This window comes from Anaerosinus sp. (assembly GCF_965318445.1).
This window is the reverse complement of the sequence record NZ_CBDNNH010000003.1, coordinates 164,781-187,832: the sequence shown is the minus strand read 5'-3', so window position 1 is coordinate 187,832 and position 23,052 is coordinate 164,781. Positions and strand designations below refer to the sequence as shown.

Here is a 23,052-nt window from a genome sequence, read left to right as displayed (position 1 = left end):
CGCTCCCCTTGATTAATCATACTTAATAAATGCATCCGTAAATCCCGCCTTTTTAGCTTTTGCAAGCTGTACCTCAGCATTTGCTTTGACAGTGTATGCACCTATTTGTACACGATAGTATTTCTTTTTCGCTGGTTCTGCTGATTTTTCTTCTTCGCTTAGAAGTTTCTTAACATCTGCTCTAAAGGTATCCATGGTCTTGCCATGCTTAGGAAACCAGTGCATAACATCCGCATGGTTACTGGCTATACCTTGCTTATAGCCTTCACTATGACAGATGATATCCTTCTCACTTAGTCCATAGAGTTTGCAAAGATGTACACAAAGCTCTACTGCTTCCTTATAAACAGCAGAAAAATACGAGGCATCGGTTAGACCGTCCTCGCAAATTTCAAAACCTATATGGGTATTATTCGCATCCCCTCCAGCATGCCAACCACGATGATTCCAAGGCAATGTTTGGTATGTGGCAATGGAGCCATCTGCTAACTTACCAATAAAAGCATGGACACAAACTTGACGACCTCCGGGTTTATCCTGATTCCAATGATTATTGTATTGGTTCTTTCCGAGCAAACCGTCATCTGGACCAACATATCTCTTCAACCATGGGTTGTTAGCCCCTGTTGAATGAACCATTATACCCTTCGGTTTTATTGTTTTACCTGCTTTGTAGCAGGCATTATTCGTAAGTATTAGTTTACGTAGATTCATTTATAGTCCTCCTTTTCACTTCTGTTGTGAAGCTGCTCTAATATATCCTTGAGTTTCTGTGGTACAGGCAGACCAACATGAACAGCATTTTCAAGTATAGATATGCCTTCATTTGAAAGATAAAAAAAGATGACCGCTGTTCGTATAACAAAGCCATCTCCAATAACGTTTTTATCAATAATGTGACCGATTGCTACCAATGAAAAGATGAGTACTTTCTTAAATATGCCGCGAAAGCCTACCTCGCTGGATAGTTTCTTATCAAGCACAGCACACATCAAACCTGTGATGTAATCAATCACAACAAAAGTAAGTAAAGCATATAAAAATCCGTCCCATCCTCCGAGAAAATATCCGAGCCAACCACCAACAGCAGCAAATGTCACTTGAATCCAGTTCCAAATTTCCTTCATTATCTTAACCTCCTATCATTCTGATTACACAAAAAAACGCCAACCGAAATAGGCAAGCGTATACTTGTATAGTTTATTTTTCCTCTATATTTGTTTTGGTAAATCTTCCCATAGACGCATATCTTCCTGTCCCAATGACCAGATAGCAATACCCCGTAGGTCCCAACGATAAGCCGCTTCGTTTGACCAGTAGACCAGCGAATCCACATCTTGATAGTACAAAATTGAAAAGCCATCTGCATCACCGAGAAACAGCCGAGATATCCAGACGTTTATGTCCTTTGGTATAACCTTCGCTGTATAATCTGCATTGCATGGTATCTGCAAGAGATTACTATGATAAAAGTCATAATCCATGGAAATATCCTCACTTCTGGTGGAGGCTTCCTCTACATCAGCTGTAAGAGTAAATACATGAAACTTACTATCCCAAGTTACACCATTCCTAGCAATTCTGCCATACTGCATTAGTGATCCGTCTGGCATGGTGACATCAAAGGCTTCGTAAGGTTCATAAGTCCATGCATCTCCCAAGCGGAGAAGTTCACATTTTATTTGCCCATCGGACTGAATACCACAATAGCCACCCGTATTTGAGATGTTTGCAGTAAAACGAAGTGTGTTGGAATTCCCAGAGTAGACACGCACCTTATTTCCACGTTTCCTCATTTCAATGAGATACATATTCGGATTGGTGCGGATGTCAGCATCTGAAGTCTTATAGTAACTTGCCGGATAACTACCAAGTAATGTAGAGCCTTGGTAAAGCTCCACTTGTTGGGCATCAATGTTGATACAACAAAACACATTCCCACAAAACACTCCTGCTCTTCCGCTACCGCTCATAGGAAAGGCAATTCTAGCACGAATATGCACATCACTAAAGCTGTCGTATTTCCAGGCAAGCTGACCACTTCCTTCAAGCTGAGAATACGGGCGATTGCCATTGTCATCAGGATTTTGCCATACACTCCAACTCCCCGATAACGTCTGCCAGTAGCTTTCTGGCAGGATGACGGGATCTCTAAAGTCTTCATACCAAGCTAACGCTGAATCCGGCTTACGGCGCAAAACCTCTGTAGTAAGCTTAAACCCTTTGTCGGGAACAGCCATGTTACCATTTACGTCTTTGAAGCTTCGTGGAGATAAACTGAAGGTTGCCTCTCCAGCAGAAGGAAATTCACTAAAATTAGAACAAACCCGGAAACCATAAAATTGAGTACCAACTACACCACCTTCAATCGTGATGCTATGTGTTCCTGCTAGGAGATTTACATTAGTGGCAAGTTCTGCCCAGAAAGTTTTCCTCCAGTATGGCCACCACAGACGATTCTCTGAGTAGCTAACCACTGTACCGTCAATTGCAATTGTGATACCATTCTTATCCCAGAACGGAAAGCAAAGCTGTACAACTACATCATAAGTACCTGATTTGTCAATTGTAAAGTTGTACTCCGCTTTACCTTCACTTGACGAAAGAGTGATCATTCCATTACCAACCACAACACCATCTGTGTAGCTGTCTGGTTCACCATCTCGGTTAACATATATAGTTCCAAACTCCGACTTTTGTGTTTTCCCATAACAAGTAAGATATTTTCGCCGATTATATGTTTCAGCAATAATAGGAGCTTCTCGTGATACTGCGTCCCAGCCTTCCATATAATCGTAGACATGTGGCAGCGCCCATGGTACTTTATCGTGATCATCCCAGTAGGCAATGATTGGGATAAATGGTTGTGGAGGCTGATCATTTGTAAAGTTATACACCCCAGTCATCCAGTTCTTAGCTGCATAGTAAGTGTTCGATGTACCGCGATAAGTCTTACCTAGGTTGGATGGATAGTCGTAAATCTGCCAATTCCAACCGTAACCAGGTAAACCCATATATACTTTTTGTGGTGACATAGCTGTAATAGCATAATTGTAGATACCTTCAAGCCAGCTCCTTGGTGATACTGGGCCTGGAGCTGAACCTGCCCATGCCATGCCATAACTCATGATTGCTGCCGTATCACAATAATCGTTAAGGTCGGCATAAACACACCAATTTTCTCCACCAACTGATCCTTGCACACCCGTCATTCCAGGTAAGCAGATATTGACCAGTTTTGATGAATCATAGTTTTTAACAGTCGAGTATATATCAGCGAATAGAGCATTTGCGGCAGCACGGTTCTCAAATCCGCCACCGCGCTCTAAATCGATATCTACACCTGCACACCAAGGGTATTTGTTCATAATACGCACTATTTCTGAGAGGAATTTCGACTTTGCACCACCTTCGTTATTTCTCAGAGCCGTAAATATGCTCTCTGTCCCATGATTCATAATGGTAAGTAACCATTTGATATGTGGCCACTTTGTACGATATGGAGTAAGGGAAGAAACGCTAGTACCTGTTTCCGTTATCGTGCCTGTGATGTCTACCTCAAAAGTGAAAATACCAACAGTATCTAAACGGTCACCGTAATCGTTCAAAGCCTGATACATCCGAGCATTGCCCATGAAGGACCATACCATACAGCGTTTACCCTTAATATAATCTTTCATGGACGTAGATCCCCTTTCAGCATTTCTTTGTATTCGAAATATACCCTAGCAGATTTTCTGTCTTGTAGCTTTACTTGGTGCTTACTGTCGGTAGCGGCTGTGTATTGAAAGTATCCATGTTTCGGTGTGGGATAGCCGTTTCTCAAACACTCTCTTGTTGAAGCCTTAAGCGCAAATTCATCACCTGGGTAAGCCTCTGAATCAAATTTTACCTTATGTGAACCCATCCCCTGTGAAAGCTGAATACTGCCAGCTTCCATAGCTTGCAGGGGGTAGATATAACAATCTAGCCCGCTTGAAGTTTCTCCGAGGTTAAAAATAATGATTGTGTCTCCACTACGGACTACACCATTGTGGAAACGTACCGGATTAGGCGAATGCTTTAGGAACGTTTCCGTGTGTAGCGTGTATCCTGTCAGCTTGTCACCCTCCTGAAGTTGTAGGTCGGTGAAATAAATCGAACCCGTACAGTTGGTAATAATGGGACGCACAGTAATACTAACTATATGCTTTTCTGATTTTACTTTTATGACTTCCGCAAAACGTATAAAATTACTTTCCTGCATAGCCATCACCTACCCGTCGTTCGTCCACTTGATTTCGCATACATGACCGACCCAGCCAGTGGCTATAGAACCTGCCTGCAGCATAATGTCAGTGAAATATACTTCTCCCGTGCAGTTTGAAACTACCAACCGAATGGTGATAGAGTGAAGCTTCCCATACCCTTTAGGTGTTGCATCACGAGCAATTTGTTGAAATACAGCCAAATCAATCACCATCCTTTCTTAAAACAGGTCAATAAATCTCGTTTCAGTAGTTCCATCTTCAAACTCAAATACTACCTCGATACCCACTTGTCCATCTATACCTTTTTGGAGATTTTCTGATCCTATTTGTGCTGATATGGTGTAGTTACGGCGGGATGCAGGGTATACTGTTTGAGCCATACTTTTTGTAGAGGTTGCAGAACCTACCGCTTTAAATGAAGCTGTACCTGTCACACCTTTTTCAGTGTCCACCTCAAAACCTGAATTCTGCCAATAAGCAAAGCCATCGTCTGCTCTACTATTACGCAGATGGTTAAACGGCACCATATCTTTAATTTCCTGCCCAATGAGGTTGCTTTGGCCGAGCTGATCAGCGAGAATGCTAGAAGACGTATCCCCAAGTTCACGAAGTTTTGATGATAATTCAAGTACAGTTTTCCATGGTTCCTGAAGATTGTATTGTCTGCGAACAACCCTTGTTTTGATAGTAAGATTCAAATCTCTATCATCCACCGTCACAATGTCGCCAAGTGACCACCTTTCATGCTCATAACCTGTCAGCACAGACAAATCCATCGCTGATAGCACATAGGAAACACGGGGCTTTGAAAATTCTGCGAGTCGCATATTCGTAAACTCAAGCATTTGATAAGGATTTGTGAAATTCGAAAGATCGAGTGTTGAAACCCGCACCTCATTGCAATATTCATAGTTTTCTACATATTCCTTGCCACTATTGATCGTGGCAAAGGTCATGCCATCTTTACCATGGGCATATAGCCTTGTCACCAGAGAGCGGGTATCAACAACTCTCTTGATACCTGTAAGGTTTTTCTTATAGGCAAATAATGCACCACTATCTCTACCACTAAATGTAAGTAAATTTACAAGACGGTTTCGACTATCAAATACTAAGTCTCCACCGTGAATCTGTTGCGTCATTCTGAGTATGGCCAATGCATTCTTCTCTTGGCATTGCCATGTCCGTTTGGTAGTGACATCAACTACACCAAGAGACCATCCTGTGCCTTCCAACGCATAACTCATTGGAACAGAGGGTAAATCGGCATTAAACTCTCGCGGCTGTTTTTCATCTGAAAAGGTTAAATCATAAAATGCTGCTTCCGCATATACGGTGGTCAGAATCCCTGTTCCATCTGCTCCTTTTTCATCTGTCAGTGTCCTTATGCGATAAATGTCATATGCAACCTGAACCTGTTTTTCATTATCTAAATATACACGTTTACTATCATTCCATGGCAGTTTGAATTCCAAAGTATCTGCGCCATTAATCTCTCCCGTTACGATGATGTCATATGCATTTTCAAGTACTGCTTCCCATGCGCCATTCTCGTCCAGCACGACAGGCCTAGCAAAACCCAGTTTTTCATATGGAGCTTTCGGTATGTCGTGAAATGTGATATCCAAAAGTTTCGGTGTAACCAAGGGATCAATAGTTGAAAGTGTAATCCTATAACGAATAAAGTTACGGTTTGGAGAAACCAGTTCACCGTTGGAACCCACCTCCTGCCACGCCGACCAATCCTGCAAATCGTCTGACGTAGCCGTCTCTATAGTAGAAATAGAAGTCACGCCTGCTGTATACTCCGAAGTTACAGACACTCGACCACTACCCGCAAGAGAACATTCTGCAGCTATAGTCGTAAGTTGCCCAACTTCAGGATATTTGTTGTTATTATCTTTGAGGAGAGTTACCACACCAGGTTCTGTAATAGCATCAATCGCACCACTAGTATCACCGCCATTGGCAAGCAATGACTGTTTGAAATGTCGTTCTAAATCCTCAATTGTAAGCTGTGAATTCACTTCGATAAACCAATCATCAAATCCACCTGCATAATAATACTGATTTGCATGCATTCCAATCACAATATCTGCTGTACAAGACGGATTTAATGTTCCCGTGAATGTCCGTTTGGGTGCAATCCAGACCGTTCCGTCTGCTCGGTTACATAGAATAAACTGCGATGTCTTGGCATTCACTTCAATAATTGCTGCAATAAAGTACCATCCACCATTAACCATGTTAAAACTTGGTGTTTCACTCTGGTCGAGGATCAGTGAACCAGAAGAGTTATATAACATCATTCGAGGTCTGCCTTGGTACAGGGACAAGTATAGAATAGGTTGACCCGGACCTTGTCTTGTATTAAACAGCGGAATAAAGGTCTGTCCTACAGAGTAGGTAGTTGGATTTATCCATCCACCTACTGCGATTTTATCGCCTAAATTGGAGAAAAATGTACCATCATTCTTTGCAATCAAGTAGGTTTTCTCTGATGTCGGATTAACAATATTCTGGCGAAAAAAACGTCCATAGCGACCATTTGGGAGACTTGCCGATGTGCCAGACCATCCCGATATAGCGATGTGCCGACCATGACCACTCGCATCGACAAGTTTAACATCGGAGTCGGGTCCAGACTCATTGAATCGCCAAAGAGCAAGTGTATTCTCGCTTACAGGAAACTCACCCGTAAAGTCAGTTTGTGATGTCAATATTGATTTAATTGCCATTTACATCACCTCCATCGGCTTTTTGCCTGTATTTTAAGCTCCATAAAATCCGCCCCTACAGGAGTAATCGTCACAGTATTGTTACCCTTACGAAGCACAGGAAAATTAAGTTCTTGCATAAGCGGTAGGCCGTTACGTAGTGTCTCGCCACTAGTATCAACGACCTTTGCTGTGACCTTTCCTGTATCAATTATTAATGTTTCACCATCATACAAAGGACCAATAACACGAATTTCTTCATTGTTAGTCTGAATGGAAACATATGTGTTTGTTCCTGAAGGAATTATTCCTTTTATCAAGTACACTGGTTCGGAGTCGGCATTGCCTTTTAGCCTTGTAACGGTATTTTCTCCCTCGGCTGTTATGGTATAGGTTTCATCCGTTAAAGCGTAGGCATGGGGATCTGGGCAAACAAATTTCAAATCAAATGCACCGGCTGAAAGAATGAGTCTGTCACAGTCTACTGCTTCTGACAGACGGGCAATGAAATAACGGTCAGGTACATCGTCCAACACAAGTTGTTGCACCCCACGTTCAGGATTCAGCCAATCAGCAAGGTTATCCATAACAGATACCAATTTAGAAAATTTATATTGTGGGTAGACATTACAATGAACTGTGATTATTTTCTCTGCAATATCGCTACCAAAGTCAGCAATACCAGGCTTGCCAGGTATCGTTACAAAGGAGTTTCTCAATGAGGGCGATGCTTGCCAGTTTGTAAGCCTAGCATTTATATTCATTGATTGCGATGATATGCCGTTAAATGTGAACCCCATTTTCATCCTCCTTCCTTAAGCGGGATTGAATCGTCCTTGTGCCCTCGAGCCGGTTTCCATCAAGTTGTACAGTTCCTGAGAAATCCTGCGGATATCGTCCTCGGATCGAACTATCATCTGCTGTATGGTGATAAGCGAACCACCAAAACCCCCAGTACCGACTGACCCATTGATAGAACTGCTAAGGTTTATACCTGGTGTGCTAAAGTCTGTGGGAATAGCATTTTGCATATCCTCACCAACCTGCGCCATCGTCTTCTCAAAGCCTTGACCAAGCCCCTGTGCCATATTGTCACCAAGTCCTGCAAAAAGTGCAGAAGGTGAGCGAATACCAAAGAAATTTTTGATTTTATCCACCACACCCCCAAAGAAACCGGATATTTTCCCCCAGAGCCATGCTCCCGCATCAGAGATCCCTTGCCATAGACCTTTGATAAGATTGCCACCAACTTGTGCCATCTGCCCAATTGAACCCGTAAAACCCTTAACTAAAGCTGCGATTATCTGTGGGACAACTTTGACAACTTCCACGATAATAGTAGGTAGGTTTTTAATCAGTGATACTAAAAGTTGTATACCCGCTTGAATTATCTGTGGGATGCTGCCAATAATCGCATTGACAAGCGAGGTAATAATCTTAGGTATCGCCGCCACCACAGTAGTGATGATGAGTGGTAAATTTTGAATTAAGGAAATCAACAGATTCACCCCGGCATCAATTATTTGGGGGATTGAGCTAAGTATCGCCTTAACTAAACCATCAATTATCTGTGGGATTGCAGCAACTATTGCTGCAATGATTTCCGGCAATGCTTCAACTAGTGACACCAAAAGCTGTATACCTGCATCGATAATCTGCGGAATGGCACCAATAATAAAGTCAACTAAAGCGGTAATGATGGCGGGTAATGCTGCAATTAACTGCGGAATAGCGTCAACTAGACCTTGAGCAAGCCCCATAATAAGCTGAAAGGCTGCCTCCAGTATCATTGGCAAGTTGTCAGTTAATCCTTGTACAATCTGTGTTACAGCAAGAACTGTTGCTGGTATGAGTTTTGGTAAAGCCAACCCGATGCCTTCTACAAGCGCAGTGACCAGTTCCACTGCAGCATTAATTAGGAGTGGAAGATTATCAATCAATGCCCCAACAATCGTCATTACAGCTTCAACAGTGGCTGGTATGAGTTCTGGTAAAAGACTCAGAATTGCCTCCAGTACTTGAGAAAACAGTTCCGTAACAGTCCTCAGAAGCATAGGAAGCAAGTCTCCCACAGCTGATAATATCGCACCTGTTGCCGTAGGTAATGCAGTTACGATATTCTCTAAAACTGGGACAATATTAGCAACAACCGATTGAAATGCATCTACAAGATTCTGTGTCAAATTCGTCATATCTGCATCAGCATTGCCAAGTCCTGCTGTAAACGAGCCGAGTGCGGCTTGGAGTAAACCAAGCGAACCTGTGACGGTTTCTGTTGACTCTCGTGCAAAGTTCCCTGCATATTGCTCTGTGTTTTCAAAGAACATTTGCATTGCGACTTCAGCTTTTTCTGCTTGTGTAGCTGTATTCCAAGTGAAATCTAGGCCTTTTGCCAGTGCATAGGCCTCGATATTGGTAGCATTCATAGCAACACCAAGGTTATCCATCATGGTGAAATTACCCTTTGCTGCTCCTGCTACTGAGTCCAGTGCCACTTGCATATCAATACCCATTACAGATGCCATATCCGCTGCTCGTTGCATAGCTTTTTCTGTCAGTTCAAGGCTTTTGCGCTGTTCTATGCCAGAGCCTTGGAACAATGCACCCATTTTGTTTGCCGTAGCAAGATACTCACTTTGGGAAACACCGAGATTTTTGTAAGCCTCTTCACCAGCTTTTTGAATTGATGCGGCATATTGACCGAATACTGCCTCAGATCCACCGAGGTTCTGTTCTAACTCTCCGAACTGAGCAACTACCTCTTTACCAAGCTTAATCGCAGCAGCTCCTGCGGCAACAGCAACTGTACCCATCGCCACACCGATACCTTTAAGGACACCGCCCAGCTTCTCAAACTTGCTACCAGTCTCATCTGCAATATTACCTGTATCCTCAAGTTCCTCTCCAAGATCATCTGCTTCATCAGCTGTCTCTTCTAGTTCTCGTTCCATATCATTAAGTTGGGCTTTTGCATTATTCAGCTGAATAGCCCAATTTTGTGTACGTCTATCGTTCTCGCCAAAGCTCTCAGAAGCATTTTTTAGAGCGGCTTCCAGTGTAGAGATTTTATCCTTCTGTGGACCTATACTAATAAAGTAGACACATTTCGAAATATTTATTACACTTTAGTAAACACATTTTGGAGGTGTATTTATGGGTTTAAAATCAACTCGTTATGATGAGGAATTCAAACAATCTCTCGTTGCTCTTTACAACAACGGTAAGATTATGTCTGATCTCTGTAAAGAATATGGAGTTTCAAAATCTGCTCTAAGCAAATGGATTAAGCTATATTCCACTGTTAAAATGGATGACGGGGACATTATGACTGCCAAACAGGTCAAGGAGCTCCAGAAAAAACTGGCTCAGCTTGAGGAGGAAAATTTAATATTAAAAAAAGCCATTGCCATATTCACGCCACACTCTCAGAAAGATTAACAGCTATTCATGCATTGCGCTTTCAGCATCATCTAAAAACTTTATGCAAGGTATTAAAAGTTAATCGAAGTAGCTATTATAAGCATTTTTCCTCAAAACCGGCTCCCAGAGTACTCGAAAATCAGGAATATAGGCGCATTATTTTAGAGGTATATTCAGACTATGACAAATGTATTGGGGCTTATAAGCTAGCTTATATCCTAAAGCGTGACTATGGCATTAACATAAGCGTTGGTCGGGTTTACAGGCTTATGTCCTCGATGAATCTCCCGAAGAAATCAACTGATAGGCCTGTGCGTGCTAAGCATACTGATAATGGCGAATGTCATAATCATCTTCATCAAGATTTCAATCAAAAGGCTCCTAATCTTGTATGGGCAAGTGATTTCACTTATATCCGGGTAGAGTCTAAATGGCACTACCTGTGCATTGTAATGGATTTATTCTCAAGAAAAATCATTGGCTGGCATCTGTCATCTTATCATAATGTAGAGCTTACGATTGCTGCATTTAAGAAAGCTTACAGCCGTAGAAATATTTCATATGGATTAATGTTCCACTCAGACCGCGGATCAGAGTATACGGCTTTTACCTTTCGCAGACTTCTTGATTCCTGCAATGTAGTACAATCTTTCTCCAAGAAAGGCTATCCTTTCGATAATGCATGCTGCGAAAGCTTTTTTAAGCATCTGAAGAAAAACAGGGTTAACAGAAAGAAATACCATTCAGTAGAGGAACTGCGCTTAGATCTTTTTGACTATATTGAGAACTTCTATAACAATAAGCTTCCTCATGGAGCTATAGGTTACATGACACCTAATGAAAAGGAAGCTATTTATTTTGCTGAAAATATATAAAAGTTTTCATTTTTGTGTCTAAATTATTGACTGTGGTTCATCTGTGCTTCAATGGCTTTGTTCAAAACTTCATTTCGAGCGGTTATCGCCTGAACACTTTTATCATTTCTATCAAATTCCGAGGACACGAGTTTCATCTCACTACCTAGAACCTTAAAGGATTGATTGATATCACGAAGGGCATTCTTAAACTCTTTTTCTCCCTCAATGCCAATCTTTAAGCCAAAATTATCAGACATACGTTAATGCCCTCCTTTCTAATTCAATCCTTCGGGAATAATATCCTCAATGAAGAGTTCTCGCTTCCGGCTAGCAAGCCCCAAGAACTGGCGATGGCAATCCCACAAGTCCATGAGAAGCCCTAATGGTGTGAGCCATGTTTCTTCCTCAGTACGGTTCAGATGCACTGTTCCGTAATAAAGAAGCCGAGTAAACAATTCATCATCACTTACTCGGCCTCGGTGTTTTTTGAGTTATCTTCACTTTCAATATTTCTCTTTGTTCCTTTGAACATAGCTTCTGTAATGGCACTTTTATATGTTGCAAGTTCTAGTGGTGAGGTGAGCAGTTCCACCTCATCCTCGGTCAACACATCCTTTGGAGCTTCTTTATTTTTAAGATTGTGAATGAGAATGGATTGGTTTGCCAAGAGAGTAATAAGCCATATTATCTCATCCAAAGCCATCTCAAAGTTTTCGGATTTCAGCAATTTGTCTCCCAGATTTTCCAAACCACCATAGCGACGGGCGATTTCTTTTGTAGCTTTGGTCGTGAGGATAAGCTCATGTTGCTGTCCGCCAATATTTATCGTTGCACTTCTATCGTTATCCATCCTTATTCACCTCCGCCAGAAACAGCAAAAACAGGTTCATAGACTTCCGTATACCAACCACTGATAGTAGCTGGTAAAACTCCTTCATCATCTTCATTGACCTCCGCTTTCCACGGATGATTACCATTTCCATCTAATTTATTTCTGCGCGATACAGTTCCCTCAATGGTTGGTGTAGAAAAAGTGATAGAATCTCCCTTTGTAGCCAGGTTGGTTGAAGGAACACCAAACTTTACCCTGTATAGCCAGAAGTAGCGGTAATGTCCATTTGCCTTTTTCGCTCGAAAACCGATAGCAACAGGGCTACCTCCATCCTCACTAGCTGAAATAAGTACACCATTATCATCTGTAGTTGCTCCTGTGAGACTCTCAGCAGCTTTACGTCCAATGTCATCCACACCAAGGGAGAGTGTTCCGTTTTTGAATTCTTTTATAATCTCTGCCGCTCCGTCATCAGCGTAAAGGGTAGCTTCCGCAAGTTCAATGGATAGCTCTGCGGAGATTGCCTTTGCCAGCATAACGGGCGTACCGTAGGTTTCGTCTCCGTTTTCGTCCTCTGTAATGGGAGCATAATAGAGACGGTCAAGTCCTATCGTTGCCATAATCAAACCTCCTGTAATTCATAATCTTTTGCCACATCAATGGCATAATGATGGTAGTCCGTGTCATCCTCATGTCCAATATAACGACGATCCGTCACGGTAAAGTCTGCATCCAGGAACGCACGGACAAGCTGATTCTTTCGTACTTGATAGTTATTTTTGCTAAATAACGAAAGCCGTGCTTCCTGTATCTCATACTGTGGACGATTGTCTGCGTGAACATCAAAGGTATCCGAAAGAGGTGTGATAACAACATACTCATCAGGGGCTTTGTCCTTGAACACACCCGTTTCCACAAGAATGCCTAGACCATCCACAATTCTATTTAGTTCCAATAATATACTCATAGACTGTTAATCTCCTCCTCCAGTTTGGCAGTCATGGCCTCCACACACTGCTTTCTTGATTTAGATTTTGCGGGTTTTAGAAATGGTCTTGCAGGCTGCCCATGTTTACCAAATTCAATGATATTAGCAATTTTGGCATTGCTACCACCATCGCTTCTCGGTTCTGAAAACCCAACCTTGACATTATAATTACCTTTACGGTCTTGTTTTGCTGAAGTAACACCAAGGGAGGATACAAGTTCTCCAGTGGATTTGGACGGGTATTTTGTTCCCTTTCCAACAACAGAGCGTAGATTATCTTTGACTTTAGCAAGCACAACTTCGCCACCAACTTCTAGTACCTTTGGGATAATCACATCAGTTTGTTCAGCCAATTTAGATACCTTAAGAAGAAAGTCCTCAGGCATTCTTACATCCACTTTAGCCATTCGATGCCACCACCTTTTTTGCTAAAACCTCAATATACATTCCTCGGCCTTTTACATCTTCTACACCGGTAATTTCATACCGCCCATCACTATCTACAATGACCATTTTTGTTGTCACATGGATACTAGGGATCCTTCGAAAACAAAAAAGAGCGGTTGCTTCAGAAAATACCGCCCTGTTTGCCCATTTCTCATTACCATGTCGTTCTTCCTTATACGCACGAACCGAGGCAATAATAGTGTCACTGATTGTACCAAAACCCTCGCTATCCTTATCGTTTTCAACGGAAACTATATCGATAAAGGTATTCATTTTCCCATAACTCATAGGCTACACCTTCCATTCACGATCTAACCGAAGTAGTAGGTTCACCGTCTTCCAAACCTGCTGCCCCGCCTGTACGCTATCGGCGAAGAAACCAGCCGTCGAGCCATCTCTGCTTTCGTAGAAATGACTCGACAGCATGATTACTGCCTGTTCAGTTGTTGGGGGCATGATGTTTTCAGTGTAATAACCCTCAGCAACATGCTGATAACTTTCCGCATAAGAGACGGCGGCTTTGATGTAATGCAGCAGAAGTCCATCGTCTGCGTCATGCGTCAGGATCAGATTTGCTTTTACTTTAGGGAGAAGATTATCAGTTGTCATGCCGTCCGCCTCCTTCCGGTCATTCTTCGTCTGCAGCCATTAACCCAGCCACTTTTAGTTTAGCGAGCAGAGCATTAAAATCCGTGACAAGAGTGGCTGTATCCTCGGCTATGCTGTCGGATTGATTAGCAGCCATTTTTACCAGCCCAGAGACTGACTCCGTAGCATCGGTAGGATATGTTGGAGCATACAGCTTACCATCTTCACCAATTTTGATTTCGACAGTATCACCCTCATCAGCAGCTGCGGCTTTTACACCACCGAGAGTCTCCTCTGTTGCCACGAGAAGCGGATCGGCGGAGAGCCCCGTTACCGAGGCTCCTTCCTTGATTTCAAGTGTTCCGCCTATAACAGTTTTCTCTCCGCCTTGTTCGGTATAATTCTTTGTGTTATAGCTCATAACGCACCTCCATTAAGCTTTCTGCTGAAGTACTTTTATGGCTTCAGGTAGAATTAATTTTCCATCCACACGCTGAGTAGCAACAAAGCCTACTTGGCCAGTAACAGCATAAAGTTCATTAAGTCTCTTAAATACACGACCCTGACGATCAGCTACCCAGTAATAACTAAAATCTCCAAATGCGATACTCTTTGCAGCTGCAGCAATAGTTGGCATATATGCAGAAGTATACAATGGTCGATTGAGGATAGTATCCGGTGTACCTGCCTGTAAGGAAGGTTGCCATAGATATTGTCCTTGACCATCCTTTAGTTTACGGATTGCTTTTACAGTGGCGTCGTTCATAACGAATACAGCCTTATTACGGTAAGGTGCCTTTAGTGAATAGAACAGATCAAGTACCTCGTCCATAGTAATTGCCGTAGCACCTGCAGTAGTCACACCAATTTGGGCACCACCTGTAGAAGCAAGTATACCTGTCGGTTTTCCAGATCCATCACCGGTAAAGAACGCCTCTTCCTCTTTGTTACCGATACGTCTAGCAAACTCCTTAGAGATGTAGGCTTCAAGATTGAACACAGAATCGTTGAGAAGTTCCTCGGAAACTTTAATCATGGTAGCGAGTTTGTAAGCTCCTATAGAAACCTGTCCGAAACTATCATCGCTATCTGGGATAGTGCCTTCTTCATCCACCCAGGAAGCAGTACCTTTTGTAGCTACAACAGGAATTTTCCTATCGCCAGAAGATGTATTGATAACATTGGCCAGTGAACGGAAAATGTTCTCTTCCTCAAGAGCCTCTACTAAGGTACGTTCAAACTCGTCAGGCACAAGATAACCACCCTCGGAGTCTGTACCGATTTGAAGGGCATTTCTTACGTTTACATCAAGACCTTCACCTGCACGAGTACGCATAGCATTCCAGAATGCTTTCTTGTACTCTGCAGACGCACGTCCTGTCTTATCTTCAGCATGTTTGGACGGTGTGTTTGTAATAGGGCTACTAGTGGCTTTGGAAAGTTCTAAGTCAATAACCGCCTGACGTTCCAAACGTTCTATTTCCTTACCAAGTGCAACAACTTCAGCCTCCATCTTTTCATAGGTTTGTGTGTCCTCTGCGGATAACAATCCATCACCGCCACGTTTTGAATCAAGGAATGCCTTCGCCGCATCCCAAACCTTAGCGCGTTTCTCGCGCAATTCAAGAATTTTACTCATTGTTATTTCCTCCTTTAAATTAGTGAGAAATTAAAGAAAGCCGCTTATCCAGCGACTCTATAGGTGTACCTGTCTTTTGTTTTTGTTTTTTGGGTAGTTTGCTAATAAGTGAGTTAGTAACCGCCATCCTGCTAAAGATAAGGCTATCTGCCAAATCCGGTGTTTCATTTTCCATAAACATGATCTTATCTGCAAAACCAAGTTCGATGGCTTTATTTGCATTCATCCATGACTCTGCATCCATCAGATGAGAAAGTTTTGTTCGGGAAAGACCGGTCTTCAACTCATAGGCATTAATAATACTTTCCTTGACCTCATCTAATAGAGCTTTAGCTCGCAGCATTTCCTCGCTGTCACCGATGGCAATGGTCGAAGGGTTATGAATCATAATCATGGATACCGGCGACATATATACATCTCCACCCGCCATTGCAATAACAGAAGCCGCACTAGCCGCAAGACCATCAATTTTTACAGTGACCTTACCGGTATAGTCCATAAGCATGTTGTAAATCTGAGCTGCTGCAAACACATCACCGCCAGGGGAGTTAATCCACACTGTAATATCACCGGTGCCAGCCAGCAGTTCATCTTTGAACATCATAGGTGTGACCTCATCACCCCACCACGTTTCTTCAGATATCACTCCATTTAAATAGAGAGTGCGCCCTTCATCAGAATCTCGCACCCAATTCCAGAACTTCTTCATTTACTGACCTCCTTCGGTTTTGGCAAACGCTCCTGCGTCAGCCAGTTTCGTCATATTTCCGTTAACCAGATATAAATCGCCACCTTCCTCAGCTGGGATACGGTTCATGTCCTCCAATTCACGGATATCATTAGCTGACATCCAGCCATTTTGCCGTCCAATAGCATAGCCATTCATTCGGCTTTGATAATCGCCGCGAAGCAGACCATCTAAATTGAACTTGATGAATACTGATGTTTTCTCAGAAGGCAAAATAAGCGATTGCTGGAGACTTTGCTCCCATCTCACTACCCATGGATCGAGAGTGTATTTTACAAACTCCAAAGACTGCTGCTCGATATTGGAGAAACTAGATTTCTCAAGATCTCCTACCATATGGGGAGGCACACGGAAAATCCTTGCAATCTCATTGATTTGAAATTTCCGTGTTTCTAAAAATTGTGCCTGTTCTGGAGGTATACCGATGGCTTGAAACTTCATGCCCTCTTCCAATACAGCGATTTTATGTGCCTTAGCTGTGCCTTGGTAAGCACTATTCCAGCTATCCTTGACTCTCTGTATGTCTTTAATTACTCCTGGGTGCTCCAACACACCGCCGGGATTGGCTCCATTAGCAAAGAATGCCGCACCATACTCTTCGGTAGCAAGTGACATACCGATTGCATTTTTCGCCATAGCAATAGGGCTATAGCCAATGAGTCCATCAAAACCTAAGCCTGGTATGTGAAGTACATCATCTTTGCGAAGTGTGACATAGCCTCCCTTTGGATTCAGGCCACTTTCGTCTGTATCCCGGTAGTAGGTATAAACCAGTTCACCATTTGATGCTCGACTTACTTCCATCTTGTTAGGAAGTAGGGGATAAAGCGCAATTGCCTGGCCACGACCATTTCGAACTATCTGTGCATAAGCATTGCCCCAAAGTAAAAGATGACTCATCAGTGTTTCTCGAAACACAAATGAAGTCATCTCTGGATTTGGTTCATCATGAAGAAGGTAATACAAAGGGTGGAAAGGAATCTTTTCTTTACCTCCATCAGAACGATATCTATATACATGTAGTGGCAGTCCAGCAATCGCTTCAGCTAGTATTCTTACGCAGGCATACACCGCTGTTGCTTGCATTGCAGTACGCTCATTTACTGTTTTGCCAGATGATGTACCGCCAAACAGGAAGGAAAATGCGCTACCCACACGGTTTTGCGGTTTATCCCTTGAACGAAACAGTCCTTTTAATAAATTCATAGGCCTCACCTCCAAATTGAAAGAATTACACCACAAACAATCATTGAAATTTATAGAATTATTAAACCTCTCTCGTCATACACCGAGTCTCCACTATTACCTGGTCCACAGCGGATGGCGCGGTCGAGTGCCATAATAGTTGCCACTGCTCCATCTATTTTTTCTGTACTTTTTTCCTTGTCCGGTTTTATATTTCCAGCCGGATCTGTTTTTATATAGATGTTATCCATCATCCACCGTAGTACTGGATGCCCGCCGTGTGCTATTCTTTCTTCTAATGTCAATTTCATAAGTTCCTTTGTAGGTGGTGACATATCTTTAAAACCTTGACCGAAAGGAACTACAGTAAAGCCTAACCCTTCAAGATTTTGCACCATCTGAACAGCGCCCCAGCGGTCAAAAGCAATCTCTCGAATGTTGTACTTTTCCCCCAGTTCTTCAATGAATTTTTCAATGTATCCATAATGGACTACATTTCCCTCGGTGGTTAAAATATAGCCTTGCTTCTCCCAAAGGTCGTATTGCACGTGGTCTCGTCGCACTCGGAGGTCAATATTATCCTCCGGCATCCAAAAATACGGGAGAACGGTATATTTATCTGTTTCATCTTCCGGTGGGAACACCAGCACGAAGGCTGTAATGTCAGTGGTAGAGGATAAATCAAGTCCTCCATAGCATACTCTACCTTCAAGGCTCTCTGGTTTTACTGGAAACGCACAGGCATCCCACTTTGCCATTGGCATCCAACGGACAGATTGCTTAACCCACTGGTTCAGACGCAGCTGTCGAAAGCTATTTTCCTCAGCAGGGTTCTGCTTTGCACTTTCACAAGCGGCTCTAACTTTATCGATACTTACTGTAATTCCTAAGCTTGGATTTGCTTTCTTCCATACTTTAGGATCAGTCCAATCATCCTCTTCTTTGGCACCGTAGATTACGGGATAAAAAGTAGGATCGTATTTTCTGCCCTCAATAATATCAACCGCTTTTTGGTGTGTTTCATAGCAGATACTCTGGGTATCCGTCCCTGCAGTGGTGATAAGAAAATATAGCGGTTGGGTTCTCGCATCACCGGACCCTTTTGTCATAACATCAAATAGTTTCCTATTTGGCTGAGTATGAAGTTCATCAAATACCACCGCATGCACATTCAGTCCATGCTTAGTATAAGCTTCTGCGGATAGAACTTGATAAAAACTGTTGGTTGGCTGATACACAAGTCGTTTTACTGACATAATCGGTTTAATCCTTTTTTTAAGTGCCGGACATTGATCAACCATATCCACTGCTACATCAAATACAATGGATGCCTGTTGGCGATCAGACGCACAGCCATACACTTCTGCACCCCACTCACTATCACCACATGTCATATATAGGGCAACTGCCGCCGCCAATTCACTTTTACCGTTTTTCTTTGGAATTTCAATGTAAGCCGTGTTATATTGCCGATAACCACTTTCTTTCACGGTTCCAAAAATATCGCAGATTATTTTATCCTGCCAGGGTAAAAGCTCAAAAGGAACTCCTCGCCACTGTCCCTTGGTGTGTTTTAAGCAATTAATAAACTGAACAGTACGCTGCGCCTTATTTTCATCATACATGGCTTTTTCCTCCATGCAGCAAAATAAGCTCCATTGGGTCTGCTTCCTGCGGACTACTTTCGGTAGCAATCCGGCTCCGTGCCGACGGAGTCAGCCCAAACTGCTCACAGAACTTGAGCATAATTTTTAAATTTGTTTGCGCAATCGATACCTGTGGCACCTGCTGCAAATATCCGTTTGGCGTGCGAATCATGGTACCATGCTGACTAATAAACTCTTCAGCTTCCTTCCACCTAGCATAGGCTTGGCAATACCCAGCAAACGCTGCCATATCCATTTCAGTTAATAGACCTAACTGCTCTAGTGTTTTCCCCATACGTTTCCATTCTTTTTTTGCTTCCTCTTCTAGCCAAGCCGGACAGCGAGGGGCTTTTTTATCTGGCTTGGGTTCATTTTTATTGAGCGGTCTGCCGCCTGGATTGCCTTCTAGCACTTTCATCGCGGTTGGTTTTGGCTTTCTTCCTCGTTGCGCCATATTCCCCACCTCCTTCTCTTGGCTTGCAAAGAAAAAAGACCTCCGAAGAAGTCTTTTTTCGATTGGTTCTGTTCAAATATATTACTTTTCAAGTTTCCGACACATGTCCTCACCATAGACCACACTAAGCCTGCCGCCACTGTCCCAAGCAACCATAATACTCCCCATATCATCGACACCATTTACCGTGCCATAAGTTCCAATTGGCGGCGCCTGTTCATCGTTCATGCGAATCAATTCCACTCTCGTACCAACAGGGTACTTCCTACGCAGTTGTTCGACAATTTCTTTCTTAACAAACATCTCCATCCTCCTTGGCTTTGCTGACTACAAAAGCCTTTTGCAAAATATTCTTATAGAGCTTTGTTTTAATCCTTTCATCCACCCTTTCATACGAAGGCATTATTGCCTTCTACTACCTAAAGGCGGTTAAACCGACAAAAGAGTGTTCCTATAATTAATTACTTCAAATGCCTGTCGTAATTTTTTTCATAGTTCGAAATGCAGTTTATCCTATCACTCCTTTTAGTAATGATTTTTGATAACTTGCCTAGGCTTTATTACATACATCACTCTAAGTAGCATATAAGTCAAGAATTTATCAATAATTTAGGTTATCTGTGCAATGGTTTTGCCAATAGCGTATACCACTGTTACTGTCACACCGTTTCCTGCTTGTTTATATAGCTGTGCATCCGAATTCACCTTAGCTGCTTTTTCAAACAGTTCATCGCTAAATCCTTGCAATCGAAAACACTCTTTTGGCGTTAGTCGACGTATTCGTACTAACTTACCATTCCAAACCACCACACCTGTCGCACACGAACAGGAAAGAGTATGCGCAAAGCCGTGTCCAACCCTAGCACGGCGAGTTTCTGACGATGGATAAGAAAGGTCTACCGAATCGCCAGGATATGTCGTCTGATACCCTAGCTTTGTAGCATTGCGCAAAGGAATACCAGCGATAGCAGGCTCTGAGTCCGCTTCGCATGTTTCTTCATGATTTTGCTGAACTTCAATCATGACACCATGCCGATCTTGGCCTGTCAAAGTAAACATCGGCTCATCAGCGCCTTTTATCCTGCGACCATTCTGGCGCTTCTCCGTCCTGTCTGGAGTAATAACGGGATACGCTTGATTATAAGTTGCCCCAAACTCTTCATTCACTTCAAGAACAGCACTATTCATAGCCGTGCGATTGGTTACACCAGCCGTATATCTAGCTGTGATACACCGAGCTTCTTCTGTTATCTTTGGAGCTTTAATCGACTGATCAATAAGATACAACCCTGTTTTTGCGCCAACCCCTCCCGCACTACTGATCAGAGCGCTAGAAATACCAGATGGATCATACACGCGATACCCCTGGCAACCATCTATAATCCGCTTAAGATTTCCACAGCTTTCTGCGCCGATAGGTAATACTTCTCGTCTACCTCTACTTCTAAGATGTCCGATAGTATACACCCGTTCCCGATTTTGGGCGACTCCGTAATCTTTAGAGTTGAAAACCTGCCACTCGATATCGTACCCAACTTCGGCCAGTTCACAGATATATTCGAGGAAATCCCATCCGGCATTGCTTGATAAAAGACCTTTAACATTTTCGAGGATAATCCACTCGGGTTTATCTTCTTCCGCTTTGCCTTTGAGGAGGTCAACGAAGTTAAAAAATAATCCGCTTCTGTCACCGTGAAGCCCGCTTCTTCCCCCTGCAATAGACAAGTTTTGACAAGGACTTCCCGCTGTCCATATATCTGCTTGAGGAATGTCATCTGATTGGAGTTTTGTAATATCGCCTCCATACCATTCTCCTTCCGTATCATACATAGCACGGTAAGACCGTACCGCAAATTTATCATTTTCGCAAAATCCTATACACTTCATTCCCGCTAATTCTAGCCCTCGGCGAAAACCGCCAATACCGGAAAAAAAATCAATGAACGTCAACTGCCTTACATCAGCCATCATGTTCCGCCCCCTTTAAAAACAAAAGGCACAGAACATTCCATGCCTCACTCAATTTCTTCAGTTTTATGTTCTACTGCTTTCTTAACATCCTCATAGGAAAATCGCATCCCCTTACGCAGTAAAAATACACCAGATGAGTCTCCATTAACTTCAATAAATCTATTAACTATCACATCCGCAAATTTTCCTTCCAGTTCAACCCCATAGCAAATTCGTCCTGTTTGTTCACAAGCTATCAAAGTAGAGCCACTTCCTAAAAAAGGATCAAGAACGATACAATTGCTCATACTGGAATTTTGAATAGGGTAAGCCATTAAAGCCACAGGCTTCATGGTCGGATGTTGTTTCGACGAAGTTGGACGATCATACTCCCATACGGTGGTTTGCTTACGATCCGAGTACCACTGATGTCTACCAGCCTTCTTCCATCCAAACAAGCACGGCTCATGTTGCCATTGATAGGGCGAGCGTCCAAACACCAGTGAGTTCTTCTTCCAAATACAGCATCCCGAAAGATAAAAACCTGCATCAGCAAAAGCCTTGCGAAAGTTAATTCCCTGCGTATCTGCATGAAATACATAAATAGAAGCATCGCTTTCCAGGTTCTGCTCCATATTGACGAATGCTGCAAATAGGAATTTATAAAAATCTGCATCTGGCATATTGTCGTTTTGAATTTTCCCAGCAGTTTCCTCGACGTTAACATTGTATGGCGGGTCGGTTACGACTAAATTAGCTTTAATACCATTCATAAGCGCTGTATACGTCTCTGGTAAAATAGCATCACCGCAAATAAGTCGATGTTTGCCGAGTAGCCATATGTCTCCTTTTTGTGAAATGGTCGGCTTCTTTAAAGCTGCATCCACATCGAAATCGTCTTCCTTGATTTCCTTGTTGTGGACCTTTGAAAAAAGTTGCTCAATTTCCGGCGCTTCAAATCCTGTGAAGTCCGTATTAAAATTAGCAGTCTGCAAATCCAGAATCAAGTCAGCAAGAAGCTCTTCATTCCAAGCACCTGTAATTTTATTAAGCGCAATATTGAGCGCCTTGACTTTATTTTCGTCTTTAATATCGACTACCACACACTGCACTTTTTCGTAGCCAAGGTCTTTCAGTACGGTCAGGCGTTGGTGACCACCGATAACCGTCATATCATAATTCACAATAATAGGCTCTACATAGCCAAATTCCAAAATAGAATTTTTAATCTTCGCGTATTCCTTATCTCCTGCTTTCAACTTTTTGCGCGGATTATATGCCGCCGGGCGAAGAACTTCTATCGGCAACAATTGCCATGTCATTTCACTCAT

The 23,052-nt window shown here is 42.7% G+C and carries 24 protein-coding genes; 1 reads left to right on the top strand and 23 read right to left on the bottom strand.

All coding sequences use genetic code 11. The annotated features are described in order from the left end of the window. Positions 1-12 precede the first annotated feature (12 nt). The 7 genes from ACWZFG_RS02980 to ACWZFG_RS02950 form a co-directional block, all read right to left on the bottom strand. A complete protein-coding gene (locus ACWZFG_RS02980) occupies positions 13-714 on the bottom strand; it encodes an N-acetylmuramoyl-L-alanine amidase (protein WP_195923607.1) in 702 nt (233 codons plus the stop codon). Continuing rightward, positions 711-1,127 (bottom strand): phage holin family protein, encoded by a 417-nt coding sequence (locus tag ACWZFG_RS02975; protein ID WP_195923608.1) that lies wholly within the window; start codon positions 1,125-1,127, stop codon positions 711-713. Before ACWZFG_RS02975 ends, ACWZFG_RS02980 begins: the two co-directional genes overlap by 4 nt. Before the next feature lie 84 nt (positions 1,128-1,211). Next, positions 1,212-3,680 carry a glycosyl hydrolase family 18 protein gene (locus ACWZFG_RS02970; RefSeq protein ID WP_195923609.1) on the bottom strand — a complete coding sequence of 823 codons (2,469 nt, stop codon included), beginning with the start codon at positions 3,678-3,680 and terminating at the stop codon, positions 1,212-1,214. Then, positions 3,677-4,246, bottom strand: a complete 570-nt coding sequence (locus tag ACWZFG_RS02965; protein WP_113803079.1) for a hypothetical protein — start codon at positions 4,244-4,246, stop codon at positions 3,677-3,679. Before ACWZFG_RS02965 ends, ACWZFG_RS02970 begins: the two co-directional genes overlap by 4 nt. Before the next feature lie 222 nt (positions 4,247-4,468). Then, positions 4,469-6,988, bottom strand: coding sequence for a phage tail spike protein (locus ACWZFG_RS02960; protein WP_455577027.1), 2,520 nt, complete (start codon positions 6,986-6,988; stop codon positions 4,469-4,471). 5 nt (positions 6,989-6,993) lie between these two features. Then, positions 6,994-7,767 (bottom strand): distal tail protein Dit, encoded by a 774-nt coding sequence (locus ACWZFG_RS02955; RefSeq protein WP_195923611.1) that lies wholly within the window; start codon positions 7,765-7,767, stop codon positions 6,994-6,996. A 15-nt stretch (positions 7,768-7,782) separates the two neighbouring features. Continuing rightward, on the bottom strand, positions 7,783-9,918 hold the full coding sequence (locus tag ACWZFG_RS02950) for a phage tail protein (protein ID WP_455577026.1): 2,136 nt from the start codon (positions 9,916-9,918) through the stop codon (positions 7,783-7,785). Between the two features lie 202 nt (positions 9,919-10,120). On the opposite strand from ACWZFG_RS02950, the gene ACWZFG_RS02945 reads away from it, so the two are divergent. Next, a protein-coding gene (locus ACWZFG_RS02945; protein ID WP_455577025.1) for an IS3 family transposase occupies positions 10,121-11,262 on the top strand; the annotation gives its coding sequence in 2 pieces (ribosomal slippage) (positions 10,121-10,370 and positions 10,370-11,262; 1,143 coding nt in all). Between the two features lie 23 nt (positions 11,263-11,285). Here ACWZFG_RS02945 and ACWZFG_RS02940 read toward each other — a convergent pair. The 16 genes from ACWZFG_RS02940 to ACWZFG_RS02865 form a co-directional block, all read right to left on the bottom strand. Further along, positions 11,286-11,501, bottom strand: coding sequence for a hypothetical protein (locus tag ACWZFG_RS02940; protein WP_455577024.1), 216 nt, complete (start codon positions 11,499-11,501; stop codon positions 11,286-11,288). A 209-nt stretch (positions 11,502-11,710) separates the two neighbouring features. After that, positions 11,711-12,094 (bottom strand): hypothetical protein, encoded by a 384-nt coding sequence (locus tag ACWZFG_RS02935; protein ID WP_067424337.1) that lies wholly within the window; start codon positions 12,092-12,094, stop codon positions 11,711-11,713. Between the two features lie 2 nt (positions 12,095-12,096). Continuing rightward, a complete protein-coding gene (locus ACWZFG_RS02930) occupies positions 12,097-12,696 on the bottom strand; it encodes a major tail protein (protein WP_044037664.1) in 600 nt (199 codons plus the stop codon). A gap of 2 nt (positions 12,697-12,698) precedes the next feature. Further along, positions 12,699-13,043, bottom strand: a complete 345-nt coding sequence (locus tag ACWZFG_RS02925; protein ID WP_195923613.1) for a hypothetical protein — start codon at positions 13,041-13,043, stop codon at positions 12,699-12,701. Continuing rightward, entirely contained in the window at positions 13,040-13,471 is a 432-nt protein-coding gene (locus ACWZFG_RS02920; RefSeq protein WP_195923614.1) for an HK97-gp10 family putative phage morphogenesis protein, read from the bottom strand. Before ACWZFG_RS02920 ends, ACWZFG_RS02925 begins: the two co-directional genes overlap by 4 nt. After that, positions 13,464-13,799, bottom strand: a complete 336-nt coding sequence (locus ACWZFG_RS02915; protein WP_085333699.1) for a head-tail adaptor protein — start codon at positions 13,797-13,799, stop codon at positions 13,464-13,466. Before ACWZFG_RS02915 ends, ACWZFG_RS02920 begins: the two co-directional genes overlap by 8 nt. 3 nt (positions 13,800-13,802) lie before the next feature. Next, positions 13,803-14,120 carry a head-tail connector protein gene (locus ACWZFG_RS02910; RefSeq protein ID WP_195923615.1) on the bottom strand — a complete coding sequence of 106 codons (318 nt, stop codon included), beginning with the start codon at positions 14,118-14,120 and terminating at the stop codon, positions 13,803-13,805. Positions 14,121-14,139: 19 nt separating this feature from the next. Beyond that, on the bottom strand, positions 14,140-14,520 hold the full coding sequence (locus tag ACWZFG_RS02905) for a head fiber protein (RefSeq protein ID WP_195923616.1): 381 nt from the start codon (positions 14,518-14,520) through the stop codon (positions 14,140-14,142). A 12-nt stretch (positions 14,521-14,532) separates the two neighbouring features. After that, a complete protein-coding gene (locus ACWZFG_RS02900) occupies positions 14,533-15,738 on the bottom strand; it encodes a phage major capsid protein (RefSeq protein ID WP_012102984.1) in 1,206 nt (401 codons plus the stop codon). A 19-nt stretch (positions 15,739-15,757) separates the two neighbouring features. Continuing rightward, positions 15,758-16,447: a head maturation protease, ClpP-related gene (locus ACWZFG_RS02895; RefSeq protein ID WP_195923617.1), complete on the bottom strand. Its 690-nt coding sequence runs from the start codon at positions 16,445-16,447 to the stop codon at positions 15,758-15,760. After that, positions 16,448-17,692 carry a phage portal protein gene (locus ACWZFG_RS02890; protein ID WP_012102986.1) on the bottom strand — a complete coding sequence of 415 codons (1,245 nt, stop codon included), beginning with the start codon at positions 17,690-17,692 and terminating at the stop codon, positions 16,448-16,450. 50 nt (positions 17,693-17,742) lie between these two features. Continuing rightward, the gene (locus tag ACWZFG_RS02885; protein ID WP_455577023.1) at positions 17,743-19,296 is read right to left on the bottom strand and encodes a terminase large subunit; all 1,554 of its coding nucleotides are present in this window, start codon (positions 19,294-19,296) and stop codon (positions 17,743-17,745) included. Beyond that, positions 19,289-19,771 carry a phage terminase small subunit P27 family gene (locus ACWZFG_RS02880; RefSeq protein WP_018702350.1) on the bottom strand — a complete coding sequence of 161 codons (483 nt, stop codon included), beginning with the start codon at positions 19,769-19,771 and terminating at the stop codon, positions 19,289-19,291. The genes ACWZFG_RS02885 and ACWZFG_RS02880 overlap by 8 nt, the downstream gene beginning before the upstream one ends. Before the next feature lie 81 nt (positions 19,772-19,852). Next, positions 19,853-20,074: a DUF4314 domain-containing protein gene (locus ACWZFG_RS02875; RefSeq protein ID WP_455577022.1), complete on the bottom strand. Its 222-nt coding sequence runs from the start codon at positions 20,072-20,074 to the stop codon at positions 19,853-19,855. A gap of 306 nt (positions 20,075-20,380) precedes the next feature. Further along, the gene (gene dcm, locus ACWZFG_RS02870; RefSeq protein ID WP_455577021.1) at positions 20,381-21,739 is read right to left on the bottom strand and encodes a DNA (cytosine-5-)-methyltransferase; all 1,359 of its coding nucleotides are present in this window, start codon (positions 21,737-21,739) and stop codon (positions 20,381-20,383) included. Positions 21,740-21,786: 47 nt separating this feature from the next. After that, entirely contained in the window at positions 21,787-23,052 is a 1,266-nt protein-coding gene (locus ACWZFG_RS02865; protein ID WP_455577020.1) for a site-specific DNA-methyltransferase, read from the bottom strand.